Raw genomic sequence first — 17,660 nt, forward strand, 5'->3', positions numbered from 1 at the left:
CCCAGGCGGACTTCACCAGTACGTTCGGTCTCGGCTTCGGCCGTTCGTTCGCCCTGTGGGACAACATCGCGACGGTGTTCACGTACCAGGACGGGATCTTCGGCCGGTGGCTCGTCAACACGATCCTCTATGTGGTGGTGGGTGCGGGCGGCGCGACCCTGCTGGCGATCATGGGCGGGTACGCGTTGGCGAAGTTCCGGTTCCCGGGCAGGAAGGCCGTGTTCGCGGTCATCATCGGCTCGATCTCGGTGCCGGGCATCGCGTTGGCGGTCCCGCAGTTCCTCCTGTTCGCCAAGCTGGGCCTGACGAACACGCCGTGGGCCATGATCATCCCGAGCCTGATCAGCCCGTTCGGTTTGTATCTGATGTGGATCTTCAGCGAGCAGGCCGTCCCGACCGAACTGCTGGAGGCCGCGCGCGTGGATGGGGCGTCGGAGTTCCGCACGTTCTGGACGATCAGCTTGCCCTTGTTGGCGCCGGGTATCGTGACGACGGCGTTGTTCACGATCGTGGCGACGTGGAACAACTACTTCCTGCCGTTGATCATGTTGAAGGACGCGGACTGGTATCCGCTGACGATCGGTCTGAACCAGTGGAAGGACCAGGCCTCGACTGCTGGCGGCCAGGCGATCCAGAACCTGGTCATCACGGGGTCGCTGATCACGATCATCCCGTTGGTCATCGCGTTCCTGTGCCTGCAGAAGTACTGGCAGTCCGGACTCGCCGCCGGCGCCGTCAAAGAATGACCGCACAATACACAATCGGACCGCAGCGTGGGGCCGCCGCAAAGGCGACGGCCCCACGCCATCGGACCACCAATCGCACGGAGACGCACGGCCTCGGCGCCGCATCCCCGGACCACACACGCACCAGACGTTCCCGCCGGACCAAACGCATCGGACCCCGGAGACGTCACGCGCACACGAAGGACATGACATGACAACCCGCAGAGCATTCCGCTGGCCGGCGCTGCTCACCCCCAACGGCGCAGGCATCGCATACGGCGGCGACTACAACCCCGACCAGTGGCCGGACGACGTCATCGACGACGACATCCGCCTCATGCGGCAGGCGCACGTCAACACCGTCGCCCTCGCCATCTTCAGCTGGGACCGCATCGAACCGCGCGACGGCGAATTCACGTTCGACTGGCTCGACGGCGTCATCGACAAGCTCGGCAAGGCCGGCATCGCCGTCGACCTCGCCTCAGCCACCGCCTCCGCGCCGCTGTGGTTGTACGAAACGCACCCTGAAGTCCTCCCCATCGACCGCTACGGGCACGTCATCAACGCAGGAAGCCGCCAATCCTGGCAGCCCACCAGTCCCGTGTTCAAGGAGTACGCGCTGCGCCTGTGCCGCAAGATGGCCGAACACTACAAGGACAACCCAACCGTCACCGCATGGCACATGGGCAACGAATACGGCTGGAACAACCGCTACGACTACTCCGACAACGCCCTCCAAGCCTTCCGCGCATGGTGCCAGGCCAAGTACGGCGACATTGACGCGCTCAACCGCGCATGGGGCACCGCGTTCTGGTCCCAGCACGCCAACACGTTCCAGGAGATTCTCCTGCCGCGCCACATGGGCGGCGACAGCATGGTCAACCCCGCCCAGCAGCTCGACTACGAGCGCTTCGGCAACGACATGCTCCTCGACTTCTACAAGGCCGAACGCGACGCCATCGAAGCGATCTGCCCCGACAAGCCGTTCACCACGAACTTCATGGTCTCCACCGACCAATGCACCATGGACTACGCGCAGTGGGCCGGCGAGGTCGACTTCGTCTCCAACGACCACTACTTCCACGAAGGCGAATCCCACCTCGACGAACTCGTCTGCTCCGACGCGCTCATGGACTCCCTCGCGCTCGGCAAACCCTGGTATGTGATGGAACACTCCACGTCCGCCGTCCAATGGAAGCCGCTCAACGCGCGCAAACGCCACGGCGAACTCGTCCGCGACGCCCTCGCCCACGTGGCCATGGGCGCCGACGCCATCAACTTCTTCCAATGGCGCCAATCCGCCTCCGGTGCCGAAGCGTTCCATTCCGCCATGCTCCCGCACGCGGGGGAGGACAGCAAGGTCTTCCGCGGCGTATGCGGACTCGGACAGGCGCTCGAAACCCTCTCCGCCGCCGGATTGCAAGGCGCCGAACTCGAACATGCGGACACGGCGATCCTCTTCTCCGCCGAATCGGAATGGGCCACCCGCTCCGAAACCCTGCCCAGCATGAAGCTCAACCACTGGCACGACGTGCGTGACTGGTACCGCGGCTTCCTCGACGCCGGCCTGCGCGCCGACGTGGTCCCGCTCGCCTACGACTGGAGCGGCTACCGCACCATCGTGCTGCCCACCGTGCTCGTCCTGTCCGCCGAAGACGCGCGACGCATCGTACGGTTCGCGGAACAGGGCGGCAACGTCGTCGTCGGCTACGCCACCGGACTCATCGACGAACACTTCCGCACCTGGCTCGGCGGCTACCCGGGCGCCGGCGACGGCCTCCTGCGCCGCATGCTCGGCATCCGTTCCGAGGAATGCAACATCCTCGGGCCCGAAGCCGAAGGCGAACCCGACGCCGTCACCCTCACGAACGGCCTGACCACCCGGCTCTGGCAGAACGACGTGACCTCCGTCGCGCCCGACGCCACCGTCATCGCCGCCTACGCTGGCGACGCGGCCGACGAATGGGAGCTCGACGGCACGCCCGCCATCGTCCGCCACCCCTACGGCGACGGCGTCGCGTTGTACGTCGGCTGCGACCTCGACCGCCACGACATCGCGCGTCTCCTCGACGAGGCCGACGTGCGCGGCCTCGTCGCAGGCGACGATGCGACGGACGTGGACCTCGCCGCGCAGATCATCCACACCACACGCGTGTCGCCGGACGGCTCCGTCCGCTTCGACTTCCGCGTCAACCGCACCCGACGGCCCGTCACCGTGACCGGCGTCGCCGGTGAACCGGTCGTCGCCCACCGCAGCGAACCCTGTGAGAACGCTCCGGACGCATCCGGCGCCTACGTCATCGGACGCAACGGCGTGCTCGTCACCAAAACCGCGACGCCCCTAGGCTGACGGCCTGCGAACGGGTAGAATGGCGTGGTCCGATGTTCGGTGCGAGAACAATGGAGGCGAACGGCATGGGTGAGACGAAGACGGCCAGAAAGCGCGTCACGCTGCGCGACGTGGCGCAGGCTGCCGGCGTCTCGCTCAAAACCGCCTCCAACGTCATCAACCACACCGGGCGCATGAGCGAGGAGACGCGCACCAAAGTCGAGCGCGTCATCAAAGACCTCGACTACCGTGTCAACGTGGCCGCACGCAACCTCAACCGTGACCACACCGGATTCATCACCCTCGCCGTCCCCTCCCTCACGCCCCCATACCTCGCCGAACTCGCCAACCGCGTCATCGACGCCGCACGCCGGCAGGACTACTCCGTGTACGTCACCACCTACGCGGAAGGCTCCGCCAAAGGCGCGCGCAACCTGCTCGAACGGTTCAACACCACCGTGTCCGACGGCATGATCCTCTCCATGAGCGAAGTGGAGACCATCACCCCCGACGACCTCGACGTCGGCTTCCCGCTTGTCGTGGTCGGTTCGCGCACCACCTGGGGGCTCGCCGACCGCGTCACCACCGACGACGTGGCTGCCGCAGCCACCGCAGCCGGATATTTGTACGACCGCGGCTCCACGCGTCTCGCCGTCGTCGGCGCGCGCGGCGACTACGACGAGGCCGCCCTGCTCGCCGCCAAGGAAGGCAACGCGCAGCAGCGACTACGCGGCATCCTCGAAGAGAGCATGCGACGCGGCATCACGCTCGACCCGCGCCTCGTGGGCGCCACCGACCTGACCTGGACCATCGGCGTGGGTGCGCGCGTCACCCAGCGGCTCATCGACTCCGGCGTGCCGTTCGACGGCGTCGTGGCGTTGAACGACCAGCTCGCCATCGGCGCCATCGCCGCGCTGCGCGCCGCCGGCATCGACGTGCCGGGCAGCGTGCAGGTCATCGGATTCGACAACTCCGAAGAGGCCGAATACCTGCAGATCCCGCTCACCACCATGGACTCCCGCTTGGAATGGATCGCGCCCACCGCCGTGGAACGCATCCTCGGGCGCATCCGCGGCGACGTGGTGAAGCCGCAGCTCATCACCGGTGAGTCCGGTGTGGTGGCTCGCGCCTCGACGCGGTAGGGGTGGTGGCTGACGGGTTGCTTCGCTTGCAGTTCTCTCCGTGAATCGGTTCGGTCGATTCTGTCCTATTTGCTTCGCGGAGGGGCGGTTTTGCGAGGTGGTTGGTCGGTTTCGTGACGTGTTGATTCGGCAGGGCTGCACAACACGGTGGTACACCGGTTGACCATAGAGGCGTGGCCTGCTAGGATTCCGTTTCGTATGGTACACAGCTGTACCACTCGACCGGAGGTGCCTCGCAATGCAGTGAGAGGCGCTCCCGGCCGGGTGTTCGGAGGAGAACCGCGCCATCGCGTGCGAAGGAGCAATCACACCATGACACTACGGCATCTCATGAAAGCGGTGACCGCGCTCGCCATCGCATCGGGCATGGCGTTCGCCGGCGCCGGCGCCGCGACGGCCGCCGAAAGCGGCGCATCTGCGACAGCCGCCGCAACCGCCGCAACCGCCGCCGCAACCACGGCAGCCACCGCATCGCCCACCATCACCAACGACACGTTCTGGAAGGACACGGACGGCAACCCCATCTACTCGCAGGGCGGCGGCATCTTCGACTTCACCGATCCCGCAACGGGCAAGACCCTCCACTACTGGTACGGCGTCCACTTCAAGGAGGCCGAGACCTACGCGGCCAAGCCCACCGACCCGATCAACAGCAACACGTTCGTGTCCGTGGACGTCTACAGCTCCACCGACCTCGTCAATTGGAAGAACGAGGGCCAGGCGCTCACCCGCGAGCAGGCCGACGCCTTCTCCGCGGACTTCGGCGGCCGCAAGGCCGGCTGGGTGTGCCGCATGGGCGTCGCCTACGTGAAGTCGCTCAAGAAGTACGCCATGCTCATCCAGCATGAGATGCCCACCGACGACTCCGGCAAGAAATTCGACAAGAAGGTCCTCCTCGCCACCTCGGACACGCCCACCGGCCCGTTCACCGCGGAACGCCGCCTCGACATGAAGGACTACGGCCTCGGCACCACCAACACCGGCGACCAGTCGGTCTTCCAGGACACCGACGGCACCGGCTACCTCATCTACTCGTACGGCTCCGGACGCGGCTCCCAGTGGGTGGCGCAGATCGGCGAGAAGGACGGCCGCGTTGACCTCCTCAACCCCACGAAGGTCTACCAAGGCAGGGGCCGCGAAGGCAACGCCATGTTCAAGTACAAGAACAAGTACTACTACGCGTCCTCCGACCTGTTTGGCTGGGACTCCTCCCGCATCCACTACCTCGTGGCGGACAACATCTACGGCCCCTACACGCCTACGAACAGCACCGTCATCATGGACGGTAGCCGCGAGGACTTCGGCCACATCACCCAGACCGGCTTCTACTACACCGTGCACGGCAGCAAGCAGGAGACCGTGATCCATGCGGGCGACCGCTGGGCCGACTTCGCCGGCAACGGCCTCGGCTACAACCAGTGGAACCCGCTCTCCTTCTCCGCGGACGGCACGCCCAGCTTCAACTCGATGAGCCAGTGGTCGCTTGACGCCGCCACCGGCGAATGGGCCGTCGGCAAGGACAACAACTACGTGCTCAACGGCTCGTTCGAGGCCGACCGCGTCCCGCTCGGCGTGAACGGCTACAACGACAAGGACGGCAAGAACATCCCCGACCTGGCCGGATGGACGCGCACCAACCCGGCCGCCGTCTACAACGACGCCGACAAGGCCGGTCGCGTGGGCGACTACAACCTCCAGTTCAACTCCGCCTCCGCGTACACCGCGAAGATCGAGCAGACCGTCAAACCCGCGCGCTTCGCGTTCCCCGACGGAGAATACACGCTGTCCGTGCAGCACATGAGCACCAAGAACCTCAAGGAGGCGACGCTGTATGCGGTCTCCGGCGGCAAGACCTATGAGACAAGCCTCGCCGAATCCACCGGCGGCAAGTGGGTGGAGACCAGCGTGCCCGTCACCGTCTCCGGCGGCGAGGCCGTCGTCGGCATCAGCGTGGACGGCAACGCCGGCGACCTGCTGCGCGCCGACGACGTCACTCTCGTGCGCGCCGACGGCTCCGACGGCGACAACGGCAACGGCGGCGACAACGGCGGCACCACCGACCCGGACAACCCGGATCCGGACACCCCGTCCATCGACTCCAGCGAACGCCTCGTCAACGGCGGCTTCGAGGAGGGCTCGCTCGGCGACGGCGCATGGACGATCACGGGCCGCAACGGCGTCAACAACGCGGCCGTGGGCGTCAAGAACAAGGACGCCCATGACGGCGGCTACGCGCTCGGCTCCTGGACTTCCGGCACGCAGGACTACGCGCTCACCCAGACCGCGAAGGACCTGCCCGCCGGCTGGTACGAGCTGTCCGGCTGGTCCGAGGGCGACCCCGCCCAGTTCGACGAGATCACCCTGGACCTGCTGAACGGCGAGGACGTGCTCGGCTCCTCGAAGGTCGCGCTGTCCGGCACCGACCCGTCCAACCCCAAGGCGTACGTGTGGGGCCAGTCCAAGACGATGGTGTACTTCGCCGGCGGCGACCTGACCGCACGCCTGTCGGTCCGCACCGCCACGAAGGGCGCGTGGGCGTCGTTCGACGACTTCTCGCTCAAGCAGGTCGCCGCGCCCGCCGTCTCCGCGCTGGAGCTCGCGTCCGCGCCCTCCAAGACCGAGTACACGGTGGGCGACGCGTTCGACCCGTCCGGTCTGGCCGTCACCGCCGTCTACCTCGACGGCCAGGGCAAGGAGGTGCGCCTGCCGCTCGCCTCCGACGAGTACACGGTGTCCGGTTTCGACTCCTCCGCGGCGTCCGATGCGGTGACCGTCACCGTCGCGTCCAAGGCCGATCCGTCCAAGACCGTCACGTTCACCGTGAAGGTCGCCGCGAAGTCCGACGGCGGTTCCGGCGACGGTTCGGGTGACGGCACCGGCGACGGCTCCGGCGACAACGGCGGTTCCACCGACCCGTCCAAGCCGGGTTCCGGCGATGGCGCGGGCGACGGTTCCGCCGACGACGCGGCCAAGCCGACGCCGTCGAAGAAGCCGTCCGCCAAGGGCGAGGGCCTGCCGAAGACCGGCGCGTCCGTGACGGGCGCTGTGGCGTTCGCGCTGGCCGTGCTCGCCACCGGCGGCGTCGCGCTGGAGCTGCGTCGTCGCGTCCGCGACTGACATCAGCCCACCGAAGAACCGGGTTCCGGACCGCCCGACGACGGACGGTCCGGAACCCGGTTCTCCTGCGGCCGGACCAACCGGACCATCCGAATCGGAGACCTCACGGGCGTACGGCCCGTACCTCTGCACAACTGCCTGATGACGGCGACCATTGGCGGCCGTCGTCAGCCATCGACAACCCGACAACCATCACGCACCAAAGGAACCCCATGAACCAACGCACCACATGGCGACGCATCGTCGCGTCCGCCGTAGCCGCCACGACCGTCTGCGCGGGCGGCGCCTTCGCCATCCTGCCTGCCAACGCCGCCGAAAACGGACCCGTCAAAGCCGACGTGACCGTCAAAGCCATCGACGGATTGAGCGACGACTTCATCGGAGGCATGGACGTCTCCTCCATGCTCTCGCTCGAAGAAAGCGGCGTCACCTTCAAGAACGCGGACGGACAGGCGGAGGACCTCTTCACCCTTCTCAAGGAATCGGGCGTCAACTACGTGCGCCTGCGCGTGTGGAACGACCCGTTCACCGCCGACGGACAAGGCTACGGCGGCGGCAACGTCAACGCCGCACGCGCCCTCGTCATGGCCAAGCGCGCCACCAAGGCCGGCCTCAAGGTGCTCGTCGACTTCCACTACTCCGACTTCTGGGCCGACCCCAGCAAACAGCAGGCGCCCAAGGCATGGAAGTCGTTCGAAGGTGACGCCGACAAGACCGCCCAGGCCGTCTACGACTACACCAAGCAGACGCTCACCGAATTCAAGGACGCGGGCGTCGACGTCGGCATGGTGCAGGTCGGCAACGAGACCACCGCCAAGATCGCCGGCATCTCCGGCTGGGACGGCATGAGCAAGGTGTTCTCCGCCGGATCCAAGGCCGTGCGCGAAGTGCTGCCGCAGGCGAAGGTCGCCATCCACTTCACCAACCCGGAGAAGGCCGGCACCTACGCCACATACGCCAAGCAGCTCGACAGCCACAAGGTCGACTACGACGTGTTCGCCAGCTCCTACTACCCGTTCTGGCACGGCACCACCGACAACCTCACCAAGGTGCTCAAGCAGGTCGCCTCCACATACAAGAAGGACGTGATGGTGGCCGAAACCTCCTGGGCGTACACGCTCGACGACGGCGACGGCGACTCCAACACCGTGCCCGAGAAGGTCGCCGCCGCCGACCTGAAGAAGTACGACATCAGCCCGCAGGGCCAGGCCGACGAGATCCGCGCCGTGGCCGAAGCGGTCAACAACGTGGGCGACAACGACGGCGACGGCGCCAACGACGGCCTCGGCGTCTTCTACTGGGAGCCCGCCTGGGTGCCCGTCGGCACCGGCGGCAAGGACAACGCCGACCTCGTCGCCAAGTGGGACACGTATGGCGGTGGCTGGGCCACCAAGGCCGCCGGCGAATACGATCCCAACGACGCCGGCAAATACTGGGGCGGCTCCGGCGTGGACAACCAGGCGCTGTTCGACTTCGACGGCAAGGCCCTCGCCTCCCTGCCCATCTTCAGCTACATCCACACCGGCGCCGTGACCGACCACGTGTTCTCCAAGATCGATCCGGTGTCGATCGTCGCGGCCGACACGGACCCCGTCGCCGACATCAAGGCGCGCCTCCCCAAGGAGGTGACCGCATGGTACAAGGACGGCGTCAGCGAGACCGAAACCGTCACCTGGTCGGCCGACGCGCTCGACTGGATCCGCGGCGCAGGCACGTACACCGTGTCCGGCATCACCAACGCCGGGCACGACGTGACGGCCACCATCACCGTGACCGCCGCCTCCGCCACGGACTACATCGTCGACGGCGGCTTCGAAAACCCCGCCAACGACAAGAACTGGACCATCACCGGCACCGGCGCCTCCATCACGACCGACACCGGCAACACCGCCGACGGCACCCGCGCGCTCAAATTCTGGGCCGACAAGGCGTTCTCGTTCACCGCATCCCGGACCATCACCGGCCTCGAACCCGGCGAATACGTGCTCAGCGCCATGAGCCAGGGCGCAGCCGAGGACAACTCGTCCATTACGGACGGACTGACCCTGTCCGCCACGACCGGGTCGACCGGCGGTTCGGGTTCGGACGGTGGTTCGGACGGTGCGGCCGGCGGCAAGACCACGTCCGACGCGCTCGAACTCAACGGCTGGATCAAGTTCGACACCGCCACAGTCCCCGTCACCGTGGGCGCCGATGGCACTGTGACCGTCACCATCAAGGGCGACCTGCCCGCCAAGGCGTGGGGCAACGTCGACAAGGTCTCGCTCGTCAAGAAGGTCGAGACCCCGGCCAAGCCGGACACCACGGCACTCGACGCGGCGGTCGCCAAGGCGAAGGCCGTGGACCGCGACCGGTACACCAACGAGTCGCTCGCCAAGCTGGATGCGGCGCTCGCCGCCGCGGACGTGCTGCTCGCCGGCAGCGCCTACACCGCGCAGGACGTGGCCGACGTGACCTCGCTCGTCGACGCCGCGTTGGGTTCGCTCGCCACCAAGGAGATCACCAGCCTCACCGTCACGCCGTCCAAGACGGAATACACGGTGGGTGCGGCGATCGATCCGGCGAAGGACCTCAAGGTCGTCGGCAACTATCCGGCCGGCATGGGCAACGTCGAGCTGGGCTTCGGTGAGTTCCTGCTTTCGTACGACTTCTCCGCCGCCTCCGACGCCGCGAAGGTCACCGTCACGCTTGCGTCGAATCCGGACGTGTCCGAATCGTATGTGGTGAAGGTCGTCGCCAAGTCCGGTTCGGGCGAGGGTTCGGACGGTTCCGGTACGGATGGTTCCGGTTCGGGTGAGAACGGTTCGGGCGACGGTTCGGATACCGAAGCGAACAAGCCGAAGCCGTCCGCCGGGAAGAAGCCGTCCGCCAAGAGCGAGGGGCTTTCGAGGACCGGTGCGTCCGTGACGGGCGCCGTGGTGTTCGCGGTGGCCGCGCTCACGGCCGGCGGTGCTGCGCTGGAGCTGCGTCGTCGCGGGCGTAGCCGGTAGCGGCTGATGGGTCGGCGATTGGCTGGGCTGATCGCCGATTCGTTCCGGCGCTGATATGACGGTCCGTTTCACGGGGAGTGGTCTCCGCGAAACGGACCGTCATCGTATGTCCGGGTTGTTTCGCTGGGAGGCCGGTTCGCGAGGCAGGCTGGCGGATTCCTGACTGGTTGTTTCGCTGGGGAGGCTTGGCGGCTGTGAATCGCTACGGTGGTACACCGGTTGACCTTAAGGCGTCGCCCTGCTAGAGTGAAGTCCCGTATGGTACACAGCTGTACCACCTGACGGGCAATGCAGTGACCGCCGGGTGCATCGGAGGAGAGCAACAGGAGCTCGTAAGGGAATCAGGACATACATGACGGTGTCGAGCCGGTTCATGACGCACCTTATGGGCACGACGACGAGGGAGCGACAAGCAATGAACGGAACACCCAGACACAGTCGATCGGGAGGTTGGCTGCGCGACATCGGACGGCGGATCGGGAATGCGACGGGCTTCTGGCGTCCGCGCCATCGGGCCCCGACCACGCATCGGCATCGGGCGTGGCGGCATCAACCCGCGGAGGCGCTCCGCACGCCACCACCGACGGCGCCACTACCAGCGCCATCTCCGCCGCACCGCGCATGTCCCGCAAGGCGATCGGCGTGATCGCCGCGGCCGCCACCGCACTGGCCATGCTCGCCGTCGGCACCGCGGCCAACGCCAACGCCGATGTGACCAACACCGCGGCCGGCGCCACCGTCCGCCCGGTCGACAACATGGGCTTCGAATCCGGCCTGGACGGCTGGACCGCCAAGGGCGACGTCCAGACCGTGGAGGGCGGCGCCTCCGAAGGCGACCACTACGCCGACCTCGCCGCAGGCGCCTCCATCACCCGCACCATCACCGGCATCCCGCAGGGCAGCTACTCGCTGAACCTCAACGTCAAGGGCTCGGCGAGCAGGAACACCGCCAACCTCACCGTCTCGGACACCGGTGGCCCCAACTCGGTGCTCAAGCTCGACGCCTACCTCAAGGCCGGCCAGTGGACCGCCACCTCGCACCGCAACGTACTCGTCTACAACGGCCAGATGACCGTGACCATCACCGCGGGCGGCAGCGCGCTCGCCGTCGACGCCCTCAACCTCCAGCTCGACTCCGACGACTCCAACACCGTGAGCAACTGGGACTTCGAACAGGGTACGGACGGCTGGACCACCACCGGCGACGTGACCGTGGCGGACAAGACCGACGCGGACACCGGCTCCAAGGCCATGCGCCTCGGCGCCGGCGCCACCCTCGCCCAGACCGTGAAGGTCACGCCGAACACCAAGTACGTGCTCACCGCACGCACCAAGGTCGCTAGGCAGGACACGTTCTCCACCGAGACGCACAGCAACTGGCGCGGCCAGGACGGTCTGCTCGTCAACCGCGAATCCACCGGCGACCGCATCAACATCGGCGTCAAGGGCGCGGACGGCACGGTGCTCCGCCAGGCGCCCTCCGGCACCACCGGCTACTCGCTCGTCAGCGTGGTGTTCACCACCGGTAACACGGACGAGGTCACCGTGTACGCGAACACCGTGCACGACGAGGCGTACACGAAGTCCGTCACCCTGCACAACAGCAAGGGCACGTACGTGGAGGACCCGTGGACCGGCAACGGCCAGGACGGCGCGTGGGTGGACAACCTCGACCTGTTCGCCATGCATGACGCCAACGTCGCCAAGGGCGCGGACGTCTCGTTCCTGCCGGTCATCGAGGACAAGGGCGGCAAGTACTTCGCCAACGGCGTCCAGCAGGACTGCCTGAACATCCTCGCCAACCACGGCGTCAACTCGATCACCAACATGATCTTCGTGCAGGCCGGCAACGACACCTACACGAGCACGGCCAACCCCCAGAAGATGTACCAGAGCTGGAACGGCCCGGACGGCAACCCCATGCCGTACCGCATGGTGCAGGGCGGCTACTTCGACAAGGAGCATTCCGCCGAACTGGGCGTGCGTGCCACCGAACTCGGCATGAGCTACCTGCCGAGCTTCCACTACTCCGACTCCTGGATCAGCGCCGCCAAGGCGTACACGCCGCTCGAATGGCTCAACAAGGCCTATGACGGCACCTACTCCAACTCGGACCTCAAGCACATGAAGGCCATTGTGTACAACTACGTGCACGACTTCATGACCGAACTCGTCGACAGGCATGTGAACCTCGCCGGCGTGAAGACCGGCAACGAGCAGGACGGCGGCCTCATCAGGCCCGTCGCCCAAGGCGCCACCAGCGAAGGCCATGCGGCCATCATCACCGCCTCCTACGAGGCCATCAAGGACGTGGCTCCCGGCATCCCCACGTACGTGCACACCAACAACGGCTACGATCCGACCTACGCGTTCAACCTGTACGAGGGCCTGTCCGCCAACGGCGCCGAATATGATGGTGAGGCGCACTCCCTGTACGGCGGCCGTTCCAGCGGCAACATCATCAAGTTCTCGAACGCGATGAACACGAGCGACGCCCACTGTCGGCACGACTACGTGAACGTGGAGGCCGGCTACAGCTTCACCCGCTACAAGGCCACGTTCGACCAGCAGACCAGCCAGATGACGCAGGCCGCCTACGACGGCAGCCCGAACGGCCAGTACAACTGGCTGCTCGACTACATGCAGGCCCCGCTCGACGCCGCCAACCCGTACGGGCGCACGCGCGGATTCTACTACTGGGAGACCGACTGGATCCCCACGCCCGGCGCCGCCAGCGCCGACGGCAGCTCCGCCGACGTCAACCAGCGCATCATGTTCAACAACGGCGACCCGAACATCAAGGAGATGGGCAGCGCCGAGGCCGGCAAGGCCGGCGACATGATGGACTCCATGTACGCGTACCTCATCCGCGGCGTCGCCAAGACGAAGACCGCTGACGTGACCACGCCGCTGAGCAACGACAACGGCTACGCCGACGGCCGCTACGAGGTGACGCCCGCCAAGGCGACCGCCATCGGCTTCGACGAATCCGAGCTCACGCTCACCGCGGGAGGCATGTCCCGGCGTCTCCAGCCGACCGTCCAGCCGACCGGCGCGGTGCTGTCCGACGACGCGATCGCGTACGGGTCCAGCGACCCGTCCGTCGCGACCGTCTCGCCGCAGGGCTTCGTGACCGGCGTGAAGGCCGGCACCGCCACCGTCACCGCGACGATCGGCGGCGCCAAGGCCACCGCGCGCGTCACCGTCAAGGACGCGACCGAAGCGTCCGCCGACGACCTGACCGTCACCGTCGGCGGCAAGCAGGTGCATGACGGCGACGTCGTCGCCGCGAAGGCCCTCGACCACGTCGACATGTCCGCCGCGCTCGCCGACGGCGTGAGCGACCGGAGCGTCGCGTTCACCTCCTCCGACACCGACGTCGCCACGTTCTTCGGCGAGACCTGGCAGACCGCGAAGGGCCGCATGGAGCAGCGCGTCGACGACGGCTCCGTCGTGCAGCTCGACGTGAAGAACGCCGGATCCACCAAGGTCACCGTGACCTCCGCGGACGGCAAGGCGAGCCTTACGTTCACCGTCGACGCCACCAAGACGCCCGTCGAGTCCGTCACGCTCGACAAGACCGACCCGATCACGCTCAGCCACGGCCGCTCCACGCAGCTCAAGGCCACCGTGAACCCGAAGGACGCCACCCTGTACAAGGTCACGTGGAGCTCGTCCGATCCGGACGCGGTCAGCGTTGACCAGGACGGCAACGTCACCGCCGTGGGCGAGGGCGACGCCACCGTCACCGTCACGTCCGACGACAATCCGGACGCGAAGGCCAGCGTGCTCGTCCACGCCGTGCCCGTCCAGGTGGAGGGCGTCTCGCTCGGACGTGACAGGCTCACCCTCCAGCAGGGGAGTGCGAAGCGTCTCGACGTGCTCGTCACGCCCGACGACGCCGACGACAAGTCCGTCACCTGGAAGTCCGATGACCCGTCCATCGCCAGCGTCGCCGCCGACGGCACCGTGACCGGCCATGCGATCGGCGAGACCACCGTCACCGTCACCACGGTCAACGGCGGCTACACCGACAGTCTCGTCGTCAAGGTGCAGAAGGACGCGGTCGCCGCCACCGGCGTCACGCTCGACCGTCACGAGGTGTGGCTCAAGTCCGACGCGTTCAGCGAACAGCCCGACGGCAAGACCGCCACCGTGCAGCTGACCGCCGCCGTCACGCCCGACGACGCCACTGAAACCGACGTCGACTGGACGTCCAGCGACGAATCCGTCGCCACCGTCAACGCGTTCGGCATCGTCACCGCGGTGAAGCCCGGCGTCGCCGTCATCACCGCCACCACGAAGGACGGCAAGCACAGCGACAAGGCCACCGTCTACGTCCCGACCGTGTCCGAAAGCTTCGACAACCGCGACGCGGGCAGCAACGCCGGATTCGGCAGGTTCGCCAACTACGGCGGCCAGCTCGGCGCCAAGGTCGTCGACGGTTCCGTGGACTCCGACGACGCCTCCGGCCACGTGCTCGAGATCTCCGGCGGCGGCTCCGGCGGCCGCGCCACGTCCAAGACGTTCGCCACGGCCGTCTCCAACGACAAGGTCGTGTTCGACGCCGACTGGAACGTGGGCGCACCCGCCGGCTCCAAGGGCGCGTTCCTCACGCTCGTCGACGGCTCCAACCACCGCTACCTGAGCCTGCAGACCAACGCGGGCACGGAACTCGTCTACGCCACCGGCGGCCAGTCGTCCACCAAGGACACGAACAGCCCGCTGACGGACGCCACCGCCGTAGGCAGCGGATTCGACAAGAACGACACATGGTACAACGTGCACGTCGAACTCGACTTCGCCGCACGGAAGATCACGTTCACCGTCACGTCGAAGAGCGACGCGAAACTCACCGCCACCCACACCGTGCCATTCGCCGAAGGCGTCGACTACGACGGCTCCCTCGCCGGCATCCAACTGTGGGGCACCCGCGGCGCCGGCACGCTCAACTGGACCACCAGGCTCGACAACCTCGCCGTCTACGCGGCCCAGCCCACCGCCAGTGCGGTCAAACCCAGCGCGACCACCGTGAAGCTCGTGCCCATCAAGGACACGCTCAGTGCCACGCGCAAGGTCACCGCCACCGTGGAACCGGCCGGATACAGCCAGGACGTGACCTACACGTCGCTGAACCCGGACATCATCACCGTGAGCGCGGACGGCGTCATCGCGCCCGTCACGTACTACGACGGCCTCGACGCGGTCAAACCCGCCAAGGCCACCGTGCGCGTCGCCTCGAAGCAGTCGCCGAACGTATACGCGGACATCGCCGTGGAGATCACCAACACGCCCGGAGCCTCCGAGTTCTTCGTCGTCACCGACGGCGACGGCAACGACCTCACCGGAGGCAAGGCGAACCTGAACGTGGGCGACACGCTCGCGCTCACCGCCAAGAGCACCGGCGGCGACGGCGACGTGCTGCTCAAGTCCGTCGAATGGACGACCAACGCGCCCAAGGTCGCACAGGTCGACAAGACGACAGGCGTCGTCAAGGCGCTCGCCGGCGGCACCGCCACCATCCACGTGAAGGCCACGCTCTACAACAGCGACAAGCCGCTCGAAGCCGATGTGGAGGTCACCGTCACCGGCGACGCGCCCGCGGCCGCCGACGGCATCGCCGTGACGAAGCAGCCCGCCAAGACCGCGTACGTGATCGGCGACAGGCTCGACACCACCGGACTGGAAGTCTCCGAAACCGTCGGCGGCAAGACGCTCGGCACGCTCGCGGACGACCAGTACGAGGTGAGCGGCTTCGACGCCGACCTGCCCGGCGACAAGACCGTGACCGTCACCTCCAAGGCCGCGGACACCGCCGGCAAGACCGCCACGTTCACCGTGACCGTCACCGACCCCACGCTGCCCGGCGACAACCTGCTCGCCAACGGCGGCTTCGAGAACGACCTCGACTCCTGGACGCCCACGTGGAACCAGAAGCAGGGCTCCGTCAGGGTGAAGGCCCAGAACAAGGCGAACAACCTGCATGAAGGCAAGAAGAGCCTCGACGCATGGAACGCCTCCGCCATGGACTTCACGATGGAACAGCAGGTGACCGGACTGGCCGAAGGCTGGTACGTGTTCTCCGGCTGGCTCACCGGCGATACCGGCAAGAACGACGACATCCGCCTGTACGCGAAATCCGTCGACGGCTCGCCCCTGGGCGACGCGGTGCGCGCAGAACTGCCCGGCCAGGTGAACGGCGGATATGAGTGGAAGAACCCCACCATGCAGCCCGTGCACGTGGGTGAGGACGGCGTCGTCACCGTCGGCTTCAGCGTGAAGCAGGACGGCGGCGGATGGGCCGTGCTCGACGACTTCTCGCTCGTGCGCGTCGACGCCCCGGACTCCGCCGTGACCGGACTGACCCTGGTCAGCGGTCCGACCAAGACCGAATACGCCAAGGGCGAGGAGCTCTCCACGGACGGCATCGCCGTGCGCCGGCTCCTCGAAGGCGGCACCACCGCGCCGCTGTCCGCCACGGACGGCGAGCTCACGTACAGCGGCTACGACCCGTCCAAGCCGGGGACGCAGACCGTCACCGTGTCCATGGCCGTGGGCGGCGACGCCAAGCACGTGGTATCCGCCACGTTCGAAGTGACCGTCAAGGACGATGCGACGCCGGATCCGGACCCGGATAAGCCGGATCCGGATAAGCCCGACCCGTCCGACAAGGACACGACCGCGCCGGTGTTCACGGGCGTGGATGACGCGACCATCGAGGTCGGCGCGGCGTTCGATCCGCTCGCCGGCGTCAGTGCCAAGGACGACGTGGACGGCGACCTGACCGGCTCGATCACCGTTGAGGGCGCGGTGGATACCGCCACCGCCGGCGAATACCGGCTGACCTACACCGTGTCCGACAAGGCCGGCAACAAGGCCACCGCGAAGCGCACCGTCACCGTCAAGGCGAAGGACGGGCAGTCCGGGACGGATCCGGATCCGGATAAGCCCGGTACGGATAAGCCCGGTACGGATAAGCCCGGTACGGACAATCCCGGTACGGACAACCCCGGCGGTGGGGCCGGTTCGGGTTCGGATGGGAAGACCGACACCGGTAAACGTCCGGCCGGCCTGTCCAGGACCGGCGCGTCCGTGATGGGTGTTGCGGCGTTCGTGCTGGCTGCGCTCGCCGTTGGCGGTGCCGCGTTGGCGGTGCGTCGCCACGGTCGTGATCGACTGGGCTGATCGGCGGATGGGCTGATCGGCGACTGGGCTGACAGTCGCCGGGCCCATTGCCGATTCGCTCCGGCACTGATATGACGGTCCGTTTCACGGGGAGGAGTCTCCGCGAAACGGGCCGTCATCATATGTCCGTGTCGTTTCGCTGGGGAGCCATTCCGCGAAGCAGGCTGGCGGA

Annotated in this window: 6 protein-coding genes; all 6 read left to right on the forward strand. The window is 67.1% G+C overall.

Annotated features, from left to right (window positions below):
• The coding region (locus tag KIH78_RS07240; protein WP_219131822.1) for a carbohydrate ABC transporter permease at positions 1-746 on the forward strand (746 nt) is incomplete at its 5' end.
• Between the two features lie 190 nt (positions 747-936).
• Positions 937-3,075, forward strand: a complete 2,139-nt coding sequence (locus KIH78_RS07245) for a beta-galactosidase (RefSeq protein ID WP_219131823.1) — start codon at positions 937-939, stop codon at positions 3,073-3,075.
• 65 nt (positions 3,076-3,140) lie between these two features.
• Complete coding sequence (locus tag KIH78_RS07250; protein ID WP_219131824.1) at positions 3,141-4,196, forward strand: LacI family DNA-binding transcriptional regulator; 1,056 nt, start codon at positions 3,141-3,143, stop codon at positions 4,194-4,196.
• A 312-nt stretch (positions 4,197-4,508) separates the two neighbouring features.
• A complete protein-coding gene (locus KIH78_RS07255) occupies positions 4,509-7,313 on the forward strand; it encodes a family 43 glycosylhydrolase (RefSeq protein ID WP_219131825.1) in 2,805 nt (934 codons plus the stop codon).
• Between the two features lie 212 nt (positions 7,314-7,525).
• Positions 7,526-10,303, forward strand: a complete 2,778-nt coding sequence (locus KIH78_RS07260) for a glycosyl hydrolase 53 family protein (protein WP_219131826.1) — start codon at positions 7,526-7,528, stop codon at positions 10,301-10,303.
• A 540-nt stretch (positions 10,304-10,843) separates the two neighbouring features.
• Positions 10,844-17,488, forward strand: coding sequence for an Ig-like domain-containing protein (locus KIH78_RS10640; RefSeq protein WP_338024127.1), 6,645 nt, complete (start codon positions 10,844-10,846; stop codon positions 17,486-17,488).
• The last annotated feature ends 172 nt before the right edge of the window (positions 17,489-17,660 follow it).

This window comes from Bifidobacterium saguinibicoloris, from assembly GCF_019331725.1.
GTDB classification, from domain to species: domain Bacteria; phylum Actinomycetota; class Actinomycetes; order Actinomycetales; family Bifidobacteriaceae; genus Bifidobacterium; species Bifidobacterium saguinibicoloris.

Excerpts from the sequence above, each read along its gene's own strand:
- KIH78_RS07245 (WP_219131823.1), top strand. The coding sequence starts at position 937 with ATGACAACCCGCAGAGCATTCCGCTGGCCGGCGCTGCTCACCCCCAAC.
- KIH78_RS07250 (WP_219131824.1), top strand. The coding sequence starts at position 3,141 with ATGGGTGAGACGAAGACGGCCAGAAAGCGCGTCACGCTGCGCGACGTG.
- KIH78_RS07255 (WP_219131825.1), top strand. The coding sequence starts at position 4,509 with ATGACACTACGGCATCTCATGAAAGCGGTGACCGCGCTCGCCATCGCA.
- KIH78_RS07260 (WP_219131826.1), top strand. The coding sequence starts at position 7,526 with ATGAACCAACGCACCACATGGCGACGCATCGTCGCGTCCGCCGTAGCC.